Origin of the sequence: Halorubellus amylolyticus (assembly GCF_034808145.1) — an archaeon.
Taxonomy (GTDB): Archaea; Halobacteriota; Halobacteria; order Halobacteriales; family Natrialbaceae; genus Halorubellus.
Genome location: NZ_JAXHGM010000003.1, coordinates 355,155 through 370,258 on the forward strand (window position 1 = coordinate 355,155; position 15,104 = coordinate 370,258).

Annotated in this window: 15 protein-coding genes; 10 read left to right on the forward strand and 5 right to left on the reverse strand. The window is 69.7% G+C overall.

What is annotated here, in order from left to right; all coding sequences use genetic code 11:
• The first annotated feature begins 143 nt into the window (after nt 1-143).
• On the forward strand, nt 144-965 hold the full coding sequence (locus SM754_RS10550; RefSeq protein ID WP_323676188.1) for a nucleotidyltransferase domain-containing protein: 822 nt from the start codon (nt 144-146) through the stop codon (nt 963-965).
• Between the two features lie 70 nt (nt 966-1,035).
• On the opposite strand, the gene SM754_RS10555 is transcribed toward SM754_RS10550, so the two are convergent.
• A complete protein-coding gene (locus SM754_RS10555) occupies nt 1,036-1,659 on the reverse strand; it encodes a peptide-methionine (S)-S-oxide reductase (protein ID WP_323676189.1) in 624 nt (207 codons plus the stop codon).
• A 132-nt stretch (nt 1,660-1,791) separates the two neighbouring features.
• Here SM754_RS10555 and SM754_RS10560 point away from each other — a divergent pair, with 132 nt between their 5' ends.
• Together SM754_RS10560 and SM754_RS10565 are read left to right on the forward strand one after the other, a co-directional pair.
• Nucleotides 1,792-3,285, forward strand: coding sequence for an RtcB family protein (locus tag SM754_RS10560; RefSeq protein ID WP_323676190.1), 1,494 nt, complete (start codon nt 1,792-1,794; stop codon nt 3,283-3,285).
• Between the two features lie 113 nt (nt 3,286-3,398).
• Nucleotides 3,399-4,727, forward strand: coding sequence for a M48 family metallopeptidase (locus SM754_RS10565; RefSeq protein ID WP_323676191.1), 1,329 nt, complete (start codon nt 3,399-3,401; stop codon nt 4,725-4,727).
• Between the two features lie 98 nt (nt 4,728-4,825).
• Here the strand turns inward: SM754_RS10565 and SM754_RS10570 are convergent, their stop codons facing one another.
• Nucleotides 4,826-5,404 carry a hypothetical protein gene (locus SM754_RS10570; protein ID WP_323676192.1) on the reverse strand — a complete coding sequence of 193 codons (579 nt, stop codon included), beginning with the start codon at nt 5,402-5,404 and terminating at the stop codon, nt 4,826-4,828.
• Nucleotides 5,405-5,518: 114 nt separating this feature from the next.
• Nucleotides 5,519-5,818, reverse strand: coding sequence for a cupin domain-containing protein (locus tag SM754_RS10575; RefSeq protein ID WP_323676193.1), 300 nt, complete (start codon nt 5,816-5,818; stop codon nt 5,519-5,521).
• Between the two features lie 171 nt (nt 5,819-5,989).
• Here SM754_RS10575 and SM754_RS10580 point away from each other — a divergent pair, with 171 nt between their 5' ends.
• From SM754_RS10580 to SM754_RS10595, 4 genes are all read left to right on the forward strand, one after another.
• Nucleotides 5,990-6,313, forward strand: a complete 324-nt coding sequence (locus tag SM754_RS10580; RefSeq protein WP_323676194.1) for an Htur_1727 family rSAM-partnered candidate RiPP — start codon at nt 5,990-5,992, stop codon at nt 6,311-6,313.
• Complete coding sequence (locus tag SM754_RS10585) at nt 6,314-7,525, forward strand: TIGR04347 family pseudo-SAM/SPASM protein (protein WP_323676195.1); 1,212 nt, start codon at nt 6,314-6,316, stop codon at nt 7,523-7,525. It abuts the gene before it with no gap.
• Nucleotides 7,526-7,898: 373 nt separating this feature from the next.
• Nucleotides 7,899-8,591 carry a DUF726 domain-containing protein gene (locus SM754_RS10590; RefSeq protein WP_323676196.1) on the forward strand — a complete coding sequence of 231 codons (693 nt, stop codon included), beginning with the start codon at nt 7,899-7,901 and terminating at the stop codon, nt 8,589-8,591.
• Between the two features lie 174 nt (nt 8,592-8,765).
• Nucleotides 8,766-10,172, forward strand: coding sequence for an outer membrane protein assembly factor BamB family protein (locus SM754_RS10595; protein WP_323676197.1), 1,407 nt, complete (start codon nt 8,766-8,768; stop codon nt 10,170-10,172).
• Nucleotides 10,173-10,250: 78 nt separating this feature from the next.
• Here the strand turns inward: SM754_RS10595 and SM754_RS10600 are convergent, their stop codons facing one another.
• Together SM754_RS10600 and SM754_RS10605 are read right to left on the reverse strand one after the other, a co-directional pair.
• Nucleotides 10,251-11,108 carry an ABC transporter permease gene (locus SM754_RS10600; RefSeq protein ID WP_323676198.1) on the reverse strand — a complete coding sequence of 286 codons (858 nt, stop codon included), beginning with the start codon at nt 11,106-11,108 and terminating at the stop codon, nt 10,251-10,253.
• On the reverse strand, nt 11,105-12,100 hold the full coding sequence (locus SM754_RS10605; RefSeq protein ID WP_323676199.1) for an ABC transporter ATP-binding protein: 996 nt from the start codon (nt 12,098-12,100) through the stop codon (nt 11,105-11,107). The genes SM754_RS10600 and SM754_RS10605 overlap by 4 nt, the downstream gene beginning before the upstream one ends.
• A 327-nt stretch (nt 12,101-12,427) precedes the next feature.
• Between SM754_RS10605 and SM754_RS10610 the strand changes: the two genes are divergently transcribed.
• From SM754_RS10610 to SM754_RS10620, 3 genes are all read left to right on the forward strand, one after another.
• Nucleotides 12,428-12,934, forward strand: coding sequence for a DUF8173 domain-containing protein (locus tag SM754_RS10610; protein ID WP_323676200.1), 507 nt, complete (start codon nt 12,428-12,430; stop codon nt 12,932-12,934).
• 131 nt (nt 12,935-13,065) lie between these two features.
• Nucleotides 13,066-13,245 (forward strand): hypothetical protein, encoded by a 180-nt coding sequence (locus SM754_RS10615; protein ID WP_323676201.1) that lies wholly within the window; start codon nt 13,066-13,068, stop codon nt 13,243-13,245.
• A gap of 87 nt (nt 13,246-13,332) precedes the next feature.
• Entirely contained in the window at nt 13,333-15,057 is a 1,725-nt protein-coding gene (locus SM754_RS10620; RefSeq protein ID WP_323676202.1) for a sensor histidine kinase, read from the forward strand.
• Nucleotides 15,058-15,104 lie beyond the last annotated feature (47 nt).

Here is a 15,104-nt window from a genome sequence, read left to right on the forward strand (position 1 = left end):
CGACGCGGTCGCCGCGGTCGTCTCTCCGAGTGCCAACTACGTGCAGAAATACCATACCGCCCAGGGATTCATACGGTCTCGCCCGGTACCCGAACTGGACGACCGCCGCCGCCAGCCGTCGCGGTCGCAACGAGGTGGACGACATGCACGTCGACGAACTCGAACTACCGTACGACGAGGAAGCGATACGGGACTACGTCACGGACGCCGTCGCCGCGACTGGCACCCGCCGACAGCCGCGGTTCTACGCGGTCGCCGGCAGTCACCTGTTCGGGTTCGCGGACGCGGACAGCGACGTCGACGTCCGCGGCGTGCACGTCGTCCCCGCGGCGGAGTACGCGTACCTCCGCGAGCCCGACCCGGACGTCACGGTGAACATGCACGGGACGACCGAGGGGTTCGAGGCGTACGCCGACTGCGACCTCCGGAGCAACGAGCTCAAGCACTTCGGATCGCTGCTCGTGGACGCGAACTTCAACGTCGTCGAGCTCGTCCTCGCGGCGCCCGCCGTGATGAACGGGATGCCGCTGGAGATGGACGCACTCCGCGCGCTCGTCCGCGAGCACCTCCCGATGAACGTCCCGCACTCGTACCTCGGGATGGCGAAGTCGAACTACTACAAGTACCTCGACCCGGACAAGAGCGACGGGTACGACCCGAGCGCGAAGCGGTTCCTCCACGTCTACCGCGGGCTGCTCGGCGCGCAGTACGTCCTCGAGCGGGAGGCCGTGGAGCCGAACGTGCGCGCGCTCGCCGACGCCGTCGACGCCGCCGACTCCGGGCTCGTCGACGAACTCGTCGCGCACAAGCGCGACCCCGACGTGGAGCACGTCCCGGACGCCCTCGCGGAGCGCGCTCGCGACGCCATCCTCGCGCAGTTCAACGCGCTCGACCCGCTCCCGTCGGTCGACAAGCACGGGTACCGGGACGCGATCGACGACTGGATGCGGAAGGTCCGCGGCTGACCGCCACAGCGCCCGCGGTCGCCGACCGGAGCACGCGGTCGGCGGCTACGGTGAGACTCGCTGTCGTCGACTACGGCGCGGGTTCGTGGTCCCGGCCTTCCAGGGCGCCGAGTTCGGGGACGTCCCGGCCGGCGAGTTCCGCGTTCAGCTTCGCCGCTGCCGGCGATTCGCGGACGTCGGCGCGGTCGTACCCGGCGTCGTCGAACGCGTCGGTCGCCCAGCGCTTCCCGCGGAGGTTGAACTTCTGATGATAGGGTTCCGCGAGCGTGAACGACGCGAGCGGTTCGACCCGCGTCTCGACCGACGGGACCGCGAGCGCGTCGAGTGCAGCCTCGATGGTCTCGCGCTCCCCGTCGGTCTCGTGGAACAGCACGTGGTGGTACTGGCGCTTCGCGGGCTGGCGCGTCGGGTCGTGCATCCCGACCGCGTCGTCGACGAGCGCCGGGAACGTCGTCTCCTCGGGGTCGTAGTCCACCTGGACGACCTCGCTGTGGTCGCCGATGCGCTCGTAGGTCGGTTCAGACTCGGTTCCGCCGGCGTACCCGACGCGCGTCCGGACCACGCCCGGGAGCGCGCCGAACGTCGCGTCGGGACCCCAGAAGCACCCGAGTGCTGCGGTGAACGTCCGCGTCTCCTCGGACGCGGGTGCTCGCTCGTCGTACGCCGTCACGTCCGCCGCAGTCCATCTGCTCACGTCGTCCGGTAGGACCCGCGGACGCTTGAGGACTCGGTCCGGCGAGGAACAGGCGGGACGCCAGCCGTGCGAACGCGTCGCACTCTCACGATACCCTCTTGTGGCCGACGGCGAAAGGACGGGGCGAGAAGGATGCCCATCGAGATAGCCGGCGAGCACACCACCGCTCGCGTGATGGTCGACGACGAGTCGCTGCTCGAGGCGAACTGCCGCGAGCAGATACAGGAACTCGTGGACCACCCCGCGTTCACCGAGCCCGTTCGCGTCATGCCGGACACGCACTGGGGCGCGGGTGCGCCAGTCGGGTTCACGATGCCGCTCGGCGAACGCATCGTCCCGAACGTCGTCGGCGTCGACGTCGGCTGCGGGATGGCCGCCGCGAACCTCGGCGACGACCTCCCGCTCTCGGGCGAGGAGCGCGAGCGCCGCGTCCGCGACGCCGTCCCGATGGGGCGCGACGTCCACGACTACGACGACTCGGTGCACCTCGTCGACGAGTTCCCGTTCGACCGCGCGAACCGCGTCTTCGAGTCGTTCGACGACGCGTACGCCGACCGGTTCGGCGAGCGCGTCGACCCGCTGGAGTTCGAGTTCGACGGCTACGACGGCGACTACTTCGAGGGGCTCTGCCAGCGCGTGCTCTCCCGGAAACGACAGGGCATGGGGTACGTCATCCGTGGCGTCGGGACGCTCGGCGGCGGGAACCACTTCGTCGAGTTCGCTCGCGGTCGCGACTCCGGCGACAACTGGGTCATCGTTCACTCCGGGTCGCGGTACCTCGGGCTCGCCGTCGCGGAGTACTGGCAGGCGAGAGCGACCGAGCGTCGCGACCACGCCGGCCTCCGCGCCGGTATCGACGACGACCTCGTCCCGTACCTGAAGTTCGACCCCGACGAGGTCTCGGACACCGACCTCTACGAGTGGCTGACCGGCGGGAAGGGCGAGTCCGCTATCCGGAAGGCGAAGGTCCGCGAGGACTTCGACGGGAAGGCCATCGAGGAGACGTTCGACCGGCTCGCGGCGCTCCGCCCGGGCGAGACGGCGCCCGACGCGGACGCGGAAGCGGACGGCGACGAGCGCGCTGCCGACCGGAACGAGGACCTCGACTACCTCGAAGGCCGGGAGGCCCACGGCTACTTCGTGGACATGCTGTTCGCCCAGCAGTACGCCCGCTGGAACCGCGAGGTGATGGTCGACCGGATCTGCGACGCGCTCGACGTCGACCCCGTGGAGCGCTTCCAGTCCATCCACAACTACGTCGACTTCCGGGACCTCACCGTCCGGAAGGGTGCGACGCCCGCTCGCGACGACCAGCGCCTCGTCGTCCCGTTCAACATGGCCGACGGGTCGGTCATCGCCCGCGGGAAGGGCAACGATGAGTACCACCAGACGGCGCCCCACGGCGCGGGCCGCGTGATGGGTCGTGGCGACGCCTTCGACCGCCTGTCGATGGACGAGTTCGAGGCGGCCATGGACGGCATCTACTCCGAGAGCGTCGTCGAGGACGTCAAGGACGAAGCGCCGATGGCGTACAAGGAAGCGACCCGCATCAAGGACGCGCTCGAACCGACCGCCGAGGTCGAGGAGCACCTCGACGTCGTGCACAACCTCAAGGCGACGGACTGACGGTCACTCCGCGACCCCGAGTCGACGGACTGGCCGACTCCGCTGCGGTAGCTGTCGAGAGTGCCGCTGGCGAAGCGCATCCTTAACACTCGTCGACGACCAACGGGCGACGTATGCTAGCGCAGCACGTCGCGTTCCTCCTGCTGGTGGTCGGCACCGACGTCTTCTTCGGGTGGCTCTCGGCCGTCAACGTCCGTCACGGTGCGACCGCGGTCCGCGAGCGCCGGGAGTGGGTCGACGAGCGACTCGCCGTGGACGACGTCGACGAGCTCCTCGAGTACCAGCGCGCGAAGACCGGGTTCTCGCTCCTCCGGAGCGCGGTGGGGCTCGTCGTCCTCCTGGGCGTCCTCTACTCGGGGCTGTTCGCGGACGCCGTCGCCGCCGTCGACGCGCTCGACCCGAGCGTCCCCGCCCTCGACGCGACGCTCGTCGAGGGCGTGGTGCTCGTCGCGGGCGGCGCACTCGCCATGCAGGCATACAGTGCGCCGTTCGACGCGTTCGACACGTTCGTCCTCGAGGACCTGTTCGGGTTCAACAACCAGACGCCACGCCTGTGGGTGCGCGACAAGCTCGTCGGCGCCGCCATCACCGTCGTCCTCGTCACCGCCATCGCACTCCCCGTCCTCTGGGCCATCGAGGCGTTCCCGACGTACTGGTGGGCCGTCGGCGTCGCGCTCTACCTCGCGTTCGCCGTCGTCATGCAGGTGCTGCTCCCGCGCGTCCTGATGCCGCTGTTCTACGAGTTCGACCCCGTCGAGTCCGGCGAACTCCGCGACGCTATCGACGACGTCTTCGACCGCGCGGGCTTCGAGTGCGAGCAGATCTACGAGATGGACGCGAGCCGCCGGTCGAGCCACTCGAACGCCTTCTTCTCCGGGTTCGGACGGACGAAACGCGTCGTACTGTTCGACACGCTCGTCGACCAGATGTCGATCCCGGAGATCCAGAGCGTGCTCGCGCACGAACTCGCGCACTGGAAGCGCTCGCACATCTGGAAGCAACTCCTCGCCAGCACCGTCCCGGTCGCGCTCACGCTCGCCGCGCTCTGGTGGTTCGCGACGCAGCCGTGGCTCTACGCGATGTTCGGCGTCGCGGGGAGCGTCCAGACCACGCCCGCCGCCGGCCTCCTCCTCGGCGTCCTCTGGGTCGGCCCCCTCAACCAGTTCCTCTCGCCGCTCTCGAACCGACTCTCGCTCGCCCACGAGCGCGAAGCCGACACGTTCGCCGTCGACGTCATGGGGGACGGCCAACCGATGGTGAACGCGCTCGGCGCGCTCGCCAGCGAGAACCTCTCGAACCCGTTCCCGCACCCGCTCTACGAGACGTTCCACTACGACCACCCGCCGATTCCCGAACGCATGCAGTACATCGAGACGTACGCCGCCGAACGCGCGACCGGCGAGGAGCCGACAGACACGGACCGCACCGCGGCCTCGGACTGAGGACGGACCGATTCGGACCGCACCGCGGCCTCGGACTGAGGACGGACCGATTCGGACCGCACCGCGGCCTCGGACTGACCGGACGCCCAACTTCTCGTCTACTGGACCAGTCCGAGCGACACGTCCGCCTCGACGGTCACGTCGCGGTCGTCGGGCTGGGCGAACCCGGCCGTCGTGTTGTCGAACACGAGCCAGTACTCGGTGTTCTCCTCCAACTGGACGGTGACCGCGTCGCTCCCCGCTCGATACACCTCCCAGACGTCCGGACTGCCGAACTCCCCGTCCCGCTCGTACTGCTCGAAGCCCGCCGCGTCGAAGATGCACGCGTCTATCGGGGTTCCGAACCGCGTCTCGAAGCGAACCTCCAGGTCGGTGTAGACGCCCGTCTCGATTCTGTAGCCACCGTACCAGCCCGGCGACAGAGAGAAGCTGTCCGTCCGTTCCTCGTCACTCAGCATCGACTCGAGGCGTTCCCGCCGATAGTATCGTTTCCCGGCACTCACCAACTCGTCGGCCTTCGAGGCAGCGGACCCGCCCTCGTCGGCGGACCGCCCCCCGCTTGCGAGCAACTCGTCGGCGCCTCGGGCGAGCAACCGCGCCGCTTCGTCGCTCCCCCTCAGCACCACCACGAGAGCGCCGGCGAAGAGCGTCAGAATCCCCCGTCGTTTCGACCCCATACGTCCACGACTTGCACTATCAGTATAATAGGTGCGTTACTCGTCGCCGTCGACGAGACGCGGTCCGCGACACCCGGTCGCCCTGCTATCGCGGCGGTGGGCCCCGCCCCACGTTCATCCGTCGCCGCGCGGCGCGAGCACGACGAGCGCGCTGGCGTCCGTGACGGCGGTCGGGGCGACCTCGCGTTCGCCGTCGAACCGCAAGACGTCGCCCGCGGAGACCGCGGTCGGGTCGCCGTCGAGCGCGACCTCCATCTCGCCGTCGAGGACGAAGAAGAGCACGTCCTTGCCGGGGTGGGTGTGGGTGGCGACGCCGTCGCCGGCGTCGAGCGCGAGGCGGACGGTCTTCGGGCCGGATTCGAACACGGCGGCGTGCGGTCGCGCGTCGAGTTCGTCGAGTGTGACCTGCTCCATGGTCGACGGGACGCGACCAGCGGCCGTGGGCGTTCTCGCGAACATGTTCGTCGAACGCCGCCGTTCGCGAGCCGGTTCGGTCGCGTGACCGGTCCTGCTCGCGTTCGGGTGCGTTCCAGCGTCGTGGGAACGACCGAGAGGCAAGTGTGGGTGGCGTTCCGAGCCACCGGTATGGAATCGCCAGCCGAGCGCGTGACCGTCGCGAAGCGGCCGCGCGCCGACGACGGGACCGCATTCGAGGTGTTCGTGCGCGACGACGCCGACGGACCGCTCCGGCACGTCGGGAGCGTCACCGCCGACGACGCAGAGACCGCCTACGAGCGCGCCACGCGGCTGTTCGCGTGGTACGCGGACGACGTCTGGGTGTGTCCCGCCGGCGAGTTCACGCGGTTCTCGACGCACGACCTCGACGCGGACGCCGAGGACGCGCCGTCGGACGTCTCCGGGTTCGACGGCGGCGAGGACTACGAGGAACCGCGGCAGCGGGAGCTATAGATGATCTCGGTGAGCAAGCTCCTCTGCGGGCTCGACGCCGAAGGGGACGGCCTCCGGTACGACGCCGCCGACGAGGCGGACAAACCACAGATATCCGAGGAGAAACAGCGGCGGCCGGTCGTGGTGTGGAACACGACGAAGCAGTGCAACCTGTACTGCGAGCACTGTTACGCGGGCGCCGACGACGGCTGCGCGCCCGCGGAGCTCTCGACGGAAGAAGGTGAACGGCTCCTGGAGGACCTCGCCGACTTCGGCGTCCCCGTCGTCCTCTTCTCGGGTGGCGAACCGCTCGCGCGACCGGACCTCGAACACCTGGTCGCGTACGCCGACGACCTCGGCATCAGACCAGTCCTCTCGACGAACGGCACGCTCGTCACCGAGGACCGCGCCGAGGCGCTCCGCGACGCCGGCCTCAAGTACGCCGGCGTGAGCGTCGACGGGACCCGCGAGGTGAACGACGCCTTCCGCGGCCAGGAGGGCGCGTTCGACGCCGCCATCCGCGGCATCCACTGCTTCAAGGACGCCGGCGTGAAGACCGGCCTCCGGTACACCATCACCGAACGCACCGCGCCCGTCCTCGAGGACGTCGTCGACCTGCTCTACGACCAGGGCGTCGACCGCTTCTGCTTCTACCACCTCGACTACGGCGGCCGCGGGGTCCCCGACGCGGACCTCGACCCGGTCGACAAACGCGAGGCCGTCCGTCGCGTCTGCGATATGACCCGCGAGTACCACGCCGACGGCGAGGACATCGAGACGCTCCTCGTCGGGAACTACGCCGACGCCGGCTTCCTCGTCGAGTACGCGCGCGAGGAACTCGGCGCGGCGCACGCGAGCGCGGTCCGCGAGTACCTCCGGCGGAACGGCGGCGACCCCGCTGGCGACCGCGTCGCTGACGTGGACTACCAGGGGAACGTCCACCTCACGCAGTTCTGGCAGGACTACAGCGCCGGGAACGTCCGCGACCGCGCGTTCGGCGACATCTGGACGGACGAGACCAACCCCCTGCTGGGCGCGCTCCGCGACCGCGAACGCCACCTCCCCGACCGCTGCCGGTCCTGCGACTACGTCGACGTCTGCCGGGGCGGCTCCCGGCTGCGCGCACTCGCCGACACCGGCGACCTCTGGGGCGAGGACCCCCAGTGCTACCTCACCGACGAAGAGATTGGCGTGGACACCTCCGGACCGGCGGCACCGGTGGACGCAGACTGAACAGCGCCGGCAGCGCACGCTCGACAGCGGACGGACGCGAACCTGACCGACCCCGGTCGTCTCCTCCCGAACCGTGCGGCGGGCATCACGGGACCGAACACGCGGTCTCTCGACGCGCTCGCCCACGACGTGACCGGCTTCGAGGGTATCTTGTAGCCCGCGCCACTACGAATCCAATATCTCCGAGAACGACGACGACCGACGGCTGCTGACGCGTCGACGACTCCTCGTCGGCGCCGGCGGCACGGTCGGACTGGTCGGCGGTGGCGCATGGTACGTCCAGCGGTCGCTCCGGGGCGACGACGGCGACTACGCCGCGCCCGACGACTATCCAATCCTCTCGACGCGCGGCGCGTTCGACGAGGACGGCACCGTGCGCGCGGACGTCGAGGACGGCACGCCGAGGCGAGCGGGCGACTGGTCGGTCGTGGACGAGACCGCGGACGCGCTCGTCGTGTACGTCCACGGACTGGGCGCACCGGAAGTCGAGGCACTGAACCAGGCGTACACGACGCGCACGGCGTTGCGGAACGACGACGTGCGTCATCCCGTGGTCGGGTACTCGTGGGACTCCGACCGCGACTGGGGGCCCGCGAAACGGACCGCGGACGCGAACGGGCCGGCGCTCGCGAACTGGCTCGCCCGGTGGGCGGCCGAGGACGGCCGCCCCGTGCACGTCGTCGCGCACTCCCTGGGTGCGCGCGTCGTCTGCGAGTGCCTGCGAGCGCTCGCCGCGGACGGCGAGACCGACGCGCTCGCCACCGTGTCCCTCCTCGGCGGCGCCATCCCGCGCGGGAGCGTCGAGACCGGCGCCCGGTACGGGGACGCGATCGAGGCGGCCGCGCCGCAGTTCACGAACTTCTACAGCCGCAAGGACAACGTCCTCGGGTGGATCTACCGGGCGTCCGACGGCACGAACGCGGTCGGCCACGGCGGCATCGCCGACCCGGACCACGCACCCGACTCGTACGAGGACGTGGACGTCAGCGACCGCGTGAACGACCACTACTCGTACTACGAACCCGATGAGGGCTGTACGGCCGCCGTCGCGTCGAGACTCTCCTGACGCGAACGACCGGTGCCGCGTCGCCAGGAGAGCGAACCGGGCGGTTTGCCGGCCGACAACCGACCGACTTCGGAAGAGGCCCGCGGAGCCGTTCGAGACTGCCGCGAGGGACGCGACGTCGCGTCGGAAGCGGTACTTACATCTAACTGACTCGTGGACGGTGAGAGGACAAGCATGGCGGACGATTCCAGCAGACGACGGTTACTCGGGATGGGGGGACTCGCCGCGCTCGCGGGACTCGGTGGCTGCCTTCGGCTTACGGATAGCGAGACGACGACCGACTCCACCGCGACGACCGCGAGCGACGCGACGACCGCCCAGACGGCCACCGACCGCCCGACGGACGACGACGGCGAGCCCGACGAGACGGAGACGGCGTCCGATCCGTCGACGCGGGACATCAGTGGGCCCGGCGCCGTCGACAACGCGTTCGTCGACGCCCGGAACGGGATGGCGCAACCGGACGCGAGTGCGCCAGCGACCGCGCCGGTCGTCGACTGGGAGCACGCGATTGACAGTGGACTGAACACGCGGATATTCAGCGGGCCGATCGTCGCGGCCGACGCGATCGTCGTCTCGACGTACCGGGACGTCGTCGCGTACGACCGCGAGGGCGGCGGCGTGCGATGGCGGCTCTCCGAGTCCGCAATCGACGACTATCGGACCGTGACGCGGCCGAACCACCGCGACGACGCCGTCGTTCTCGCGGGATCGAACGACCGCACCGGCGACTGGGAACTCGTCGCGTTCGAGGCCGAGGACGGGACGAAACGATGGTCGATGACGCTCCCGATCGCGTCGGCGGAACAGCCGCGAACGAGCCTGGTCGATGGAAGTCGAGCGATCGTCGTGACCGGCTCGATGCACGACGCGACGACCCAGTACGCCGACCTCCTCGTCGTCGATCTCGACTCGCAGACGGTGACCGTCGAGACCAGGCTGGCGGCCGGCCAGCTCAACCCGGAGGACCTGGCGGTCGACGGCGACACGCTCCTGGTCACGACGGACGAAGCCGAGTCCGGCGTGGAGAACGTCGTCGCGTTCGACCTCGACGAACGCGAGCGACGGTGGGCGAAGCGCCTCCCCATCGGCGAGAGCATACCGGTGCTCGGCGACGACAGCGTCTACCTCGCCACGGAGTCCGGCACGAGAACCGCCGCGATTCGCGCGCTCTCGCTCACGGACGGATCCGAGCGCTGGCAGTTCGAACTCCGCGACGCCCCTCGGACCGGCGTCACCCTCGCGCACGGCCGCGTCTACGCCGTCAGCAATAGCACGCTGTACGCGCTCGACGAGAACGACGGCACGCCGAAGTGGTCGTACTCGCCTTCGGAGGACCCCAAGATCCGCGGTAGCTCGAGCGAGCTCCCCGTCGCGACGAGCGAACACCTCCTCCTCGGAAGTAACTTCGGCGACGGCGGCGGCGCCGTCCGCGCGGTAACTGCTGCGGACGGTGAACTCGCGTGGAGCGTCGACCTCCCGCACCAGGAGGTCTACAGCCCGTTCGTCGTCGACGAGCACCTCTACGCATTGGGTCGCGACCGCGACGACGGGGCCGGCGGGATCTACGCCCTCCACTGACGTCGAACGAAGCTCGTGGTGGTCGACTCGAGGCGGACGTCGTGATCTGGGAACACCGGATTCGGGGCGGCCGTCGAGTCAGCCGAGTTCAGCGACGCGGAACTTCGCGTAACTCACCCCGAGCGCGAGGACGCCCCACGCTCCCATCGTCGCGTAGTTGAACCAGTTCTCCTGGTAGAGCGCTCTGCTGCCTTCGACCGCGTAGTTCCGCGTGACGCGCGGGTACTCGCCGCTCCCGACGACGCCGTCGTACACGGGTTCGAGGCCGGAGAGGTACGCGGTCGTCGGCGAGGCGAGCGAGATGTACCCGCGCGTGGTGTCGGAGAGCGTCGTCCCGAAGAGGTCCGCGATGGTGGTGACGATTGTCTGGAGGCTGACGACGGGGAGGAACCCGAGCCAGAACGGCCCGAGGAGGAAGTACAGGCCGATGACGCCGAACATCGCGCGGGAGCGACGGCTCGTAAGCGTCGAGCACGCGACGAAGATCGCGGTTATGGACGCGACGAACAGCCCGGTGATGGCGGCGAACGTCGCGAACCGCGCCACGTCGACGCCCCCGTCGTACATCCCGAGGCCGATGCAGAGCGCCGCGACGACGGACGCGAGCACCGCAACGAGCGCGACCGCCGTCCGGGAGACGTACTTCCCGAGGACGTACTCGGCGCGCGTGTTCGGCAACCCGAGCGTGTGCTTTATCGACCCGCGCTCCCGGTCGCCGGCGACCGAGAGGTACGTCAGCGGGACGAGGATGAGCGGGAACACGAGGAAGAAGAAGAACGACACGTCGAACAGCGCGCGGAACGCGTCGTCGTGGAACTCGGCGACCGAGTACGTGATGAGCGAGACGAACCCGGTGAGGGTCGCGATGACGCCGAGGACGACGTAGGACCGACGCGTGTTCTTGAAGTCGTCGCGGAAGACGGTCGCGAAGCTCACGCGGACTCACCTCCCTCGGTCGCCGCCGGCTGCTCGACGGCCGCGCCTCCCGAGGACCCGTCGTCGGCGGCGTCCGATGCGGCCGCTTCGCGAGTCCCGGTGTACTCGTCGAAGAGCGCTTCGAGGGAGGCGTCGTCGATGCGGACGTCCTCGACGGTCGCGCGGTCGTCGAGGTACCGGAGCGCGGCCATCTTCGCGCCCGGCGACGTCACCTCGACGTCGACGGTCCGGTCGTTCACGGCCGCCGTCCGGACGCCGTCGACGCTCGCGACGTCGAGCGCGTCGGGGACGGCGTCGAGCTCCGCGGAGACGGTCGCCCCGGTCTGTAACTCGTCGCGGAGGTTGTCGATGGTGTCGAGTGCGACGAGCTCGCCCTGGTTGAGGATGCCGACGCGGTCGCAGACCTTCTCGACCTCCTCGAGGATGTGACTGCAGAAGAAGATGGCCGCGCCGCGCTCGGTCTCCTCTTGGATGATGCGACGGAGGAGACTGACGCCGTCGGGGTCCAGGCCCGTGGACGGCTCGTCGAGGATGATGAGCTCGGGGTCGTCGACGAGTGCGACCGCGAGGCTCATCCGCTTCGCCATCCCGGTCGAGTACTCGCTCGCGGGCCGTCGGGCGTCGTCGGGGTCGAGGCCGACGCGTTCGAGGAGCTCGTCCGGGTCGTCGTCCGCGTCCTTCGCGTGGATGGCGGATTCGACGTGCTCGCGGCCGGTCAGGTTCTCGTACGGCTCGTATCCCTCTGGGAGGAGGCCGATGCGCTGGCGGATGGCGAGGGACTCGCGGGTCACGTCCATCCCGAGGACGGAGACGGACCCGGCGGTCGGGCGGAGGAACCCGAGTATCATGTTGATGGTCGTGGACTTCCCGGCGCCGTTCGGGCCGAGGAACCCGAACACCTCGCCCTCGGCGACTTCGAGGTCGAGGCCGTCGACGGCGAGGACGTCCTCGCCGAAGCGCTTGGTCAGGGCGTCTGTTTGGATAGCTGTCATCAACGGAGTCGTCACCTGCGGGGCGTATTAAATCAAGGGGACAGTTGCTGGCGTGGCAACTGCGGCGAACTCTCCCGCGGAGTCGTTACGCATGGCGATTTCCGAACGCGCCGGGGGCATCGAATCCGCAGGGGAACCGAGTTCGCTCCGGAGCGCAACCTCCCTCTGTCGGTGGACTCCTCGGGTCGTGGGACGTGCCGGCGCGCCGAAGTCGTGGAACGGGCCGTCGCGCCGATCGCCATCGCTCCGGCGTCGACTCCGGAGCGGGCTCCGACGGCGAGGACGGCCACGCATAGCCTTTTCTCCGGTCCGACCGTGAGAGTGGGCATGGAACTCGCAGCGGCGATCACCGCGACGGTCCTCCAGATGGGTCCGCCGTTCGACCCGGTCGGCGTGGACCCAGCTGTCGGTCTCGGCGGCGGTGCGTTCGGGACGTTCGTCTCGACGCTCGTCGTCGGCGCGATATTGCTCGTGCTCGCTCCGAGGTGGACGCGAACGCGGATTCGTCGCGTGACACGGTCACCGGTCGGGAACTTCGCGTACGGCTTCGCCGTCCTCCTGCTCGCGATATTCGTCATCGTCCTGCTCGCCATCACGCTCGTCGGGCTGTTCGTCGCGATTCCGCTTGCGTTCCTCCTGTACCTCGCGTGGACCGTCGGCGCGGTCATCGCGTACCTCGCCATCGCCGACCGCTTCGTCGACGTCGACGACGACTGGGTGGTCGCGCTCGTCGCCGCCGCCGCCCTCAACGGCGTCCTGACGCTCACGGGCATCGGTGCGCTCCTCTCGTTCTGTATCGGCGCCGCCGGCTTCGGAACGCTCCTGCGGGGCTGACGGGCTCTCCCGACGCAAATCTGACGACGACCACGACGTCACCTCCGGTCGCCGGCGCGTCGGCCGGGGGGCGGGCGTCCCACGCACTCACCACCGGTAGCACTAACATGCCGACTGGCGAATGATATCACATGGCACACGTCCCCGAGTCGGTCGAGCTGTTCGTCTGCGAGAGCTGTCAGGTGACCCACGCCGGCACCCCGATCCACGTCGAGGCCGGCCAGCACACGTTCGAAGCCCCAGACGCCTGCGGTTCGTGCGGCGAGGCCGACTTCGTCGAACTCAGCGACTGGGTCCACTACCACGACTGACGCGGCCGGCCGCCGACCGGCGTCCCGACGACCGGACCGCGACGCCACAACCTGTTTAACCCGCGGCAGCCCTACCTATCGACCAACGTGGAAATCGGGCTCGTCGTCGCGTGGACGTCCGTCGTCGTCGGCGCCGCGAACCTCGGCCTGCTCGCGTACCTCCGCCGGCTCCCCGACCGACCGGGACTGACGTGGTTCCAGGGCGTCATCGCCGCCCAGACCGTCTTCTGCACGGCGTACGGCGTCGGGCTCCTCAGCGGCGACAACCCGCTCCGAGAGCCACTGCTCGTCGCCTACTGGACGGCCGCCATCTGGATCGGCGTCGCCTACCTCGGGTTCGCGCTCGTCTACACGGGTCGCGCGAGGTACGTCCGCTCCCGCGCCTTCCGGGGCGTCGTCGCCCTCCAGTCCCTCGGCACGCTCGTCGTCCTCACCTACCCGTTCCACGAGTACGGCCCCACGAACATCGAACCCGTCGAGTACGGCGGCGTGCTCGTCCTCGAGTACACGCACTCCGCGTTCGTCGTCTTCGAGTTCCTCGCCGTCGTCTCGCTCGCCACGCTCGGCGTCGTCCTCCTCATCGACACCGTCGTCAGCTACGGGCCGCTCTACCGGAAGCACGCGCTCGCCATCGCCATCACGCCACTCCCGCCGACGGCCGCGTTCCTCGCGTGGCTCCTCGAAATCGGCCCGCTCTACCCGCTGAACCTCACCGCGATCGCGTTCTTCCCGCACCTCGCCCTCGACCTGTACGCGCTGTTCGGCGAGGACATGTTCGAGTTCCCGCCCGCGACCCGACGGCGCGCGGAACGCGCCGCCGTCGAGGACCTCGGGAACCCCGTCGTCGTCGTCGACCCGGACGACCGCATCGTCCGCCTGAACGCCGCGGCCGCGGACGCACTCGGCGTCGACGACACCGACGCGCTCGCGACCGACCTCGCGAGGTACCTCGAACCGGTCGAGGACGGGTTCGACGGCGACCACGTCCGCGTCGCCGGCGACACGCTGGCGCGGACGTACGCTCGCACCCGGAACCCGCTCGACGACGGCGCCGGCGGCGTCGTCGGGCACACGGTCGTCCTCCAGGACGTCACCGCCGAACGCCGCCGCGAGCAACGCGTCGGCGTCCTCAACCGCGTCCTCCGGCACAACCTCCGGAACGACCTCACGGTCGTCCTCGGGAACGTCACCGCGGCCGCCGAGGCGACCGACGACCCGGCCGTCGGCGACCTCCTGGAGACCGCCGCCGACCAGACCCGCGAGCTGTCCGCGCTCGGCGAACGCGCTCGCGACGTCGAAGCCACGATGTCCACGTCGGTCGTCGCCGACCGGACCGTCGACGTCCGCGCCGTCCTCGAAGCCGTCCGCGACGACGTCACCGGCCGTCACCCCACCGCGACCGTCGACGTCGACGTCCCACGGGACTGTCGGGTGACCGCGGACGCGGACGTCCTCCGCGTCGTCTTCGAGAACCTCGTCGAGAACGGCGTCGTGCACGACGCCGGCGACGACCCGCGCGTATCGGTCGACGTCGTCGACCGGCGCGACGCCGTCGCCGACGGTATCGAGCGGGACGGCACCGTTCCGTCCACGACCGACGGCGGCACGGTCACGTTCGCGATCACGGACACCGGCCCGGGGGTCCCCGACCACGAACTCGACGTGCTGGACGCGCGCGAATCGTCCCTCGAACACGGCAGCGGCCTGGGTCTCTTCGTCGTCAACTGGGGCGTCACCAGCCTCGGCGGCGACGTCGCGTTCGACACGGACGGCGACGGAACGCGCGTCCTCGTCACGCTCCCCAGCGCTTGACTGACTTGCGCTCCACATCCCCGCCGCTCGATCGATTCGCGCTCGAG

What these genes read in the sequence shown, in the direction of transcription:
- SM754_RS10550 (WP_323676188.1), top strand. Translation starts at nt 144, where the DNA reads ATGCACGTCGACGAACTCGAACTACCGTACGACGAGGAAGCGATACGG.
- SM754_RS10560 (WP_323676190.1), top strand. Translation starts at nt 1,792, where the DNA reads ATGCCCATCGAGATAGCCGGCGAGCACACCACCGCTCGCGTGATGGTC.
- SM754_RS10565 (WP_323676191.1), top strand. Translation starts at nt 3,399, where the DNA reads ATGCTAGCGCAGCACGTCGCGTTCCTCCTGCTGGTGGTCGGCACCGAC.
- SM754_RS10570 (WP_323676192.1), bottom strand. Translation starts at nt 5,404, where the DNA reads ATGGGGTCGAAACGACGGGGGATTCTGACGCTCTTCGCCGGCGCTCTC.
- SM754_RS10575 (WP_323676193.1), bottom strand. Translation starts at nt 5,818, where the DNA reads ATGGAGCAGGTCACACTCGACGAACTCGACGCGCGACCGCACGCCGCC.
- SM754_RS10580 (WP_323676194.1), top strand. Translation starts at nt 5,990, where the DNA reads ATGGAATCGCCAGCCGAGCGCGTGACCGTCGCGAAGCGGCCGCGCGCC.
- SM754_RS10585 (WP_323676195.1), top strand. Translation starts at nt 6,314, where the DNA reads ATGATCTCGGTGAGCAAGCTCCTCTGCGGGCTCGACGCCGAAGGGGAC.
- SM754_RS10595 (WP_323676197.1), top strand. Translation starts at nt 8,766, where the DNA reads ATGGCGGACGATTCCAGCAGACGACGGTTACTCGGGATGGGGGGACTC.
- SM754_RS10605 (WP_323676199.1), bottom strand. Translation starts at nt 12,100, where the DNA reads ATGACAGCTATCCAAACAGACGCCCTGACCAAGCGCTTCGGCGAGGAC.
- SM754_RS10610 (WP_323676200.1), top strand. Translation starts at nt 12,428, where the DNA reads ATGGAACTCGCAGCGGCGATCACCGCGACGGTCCTCCAGATGGGTCCG.
- SM754_RS10615 (WP_323676201.1), top strand. Translation starts at nt 13,066, where the DNA reads ATGGCACACGTCCCCGAGTCGGTCGAGCTGTTCGTCTGCGAGAGCTGT.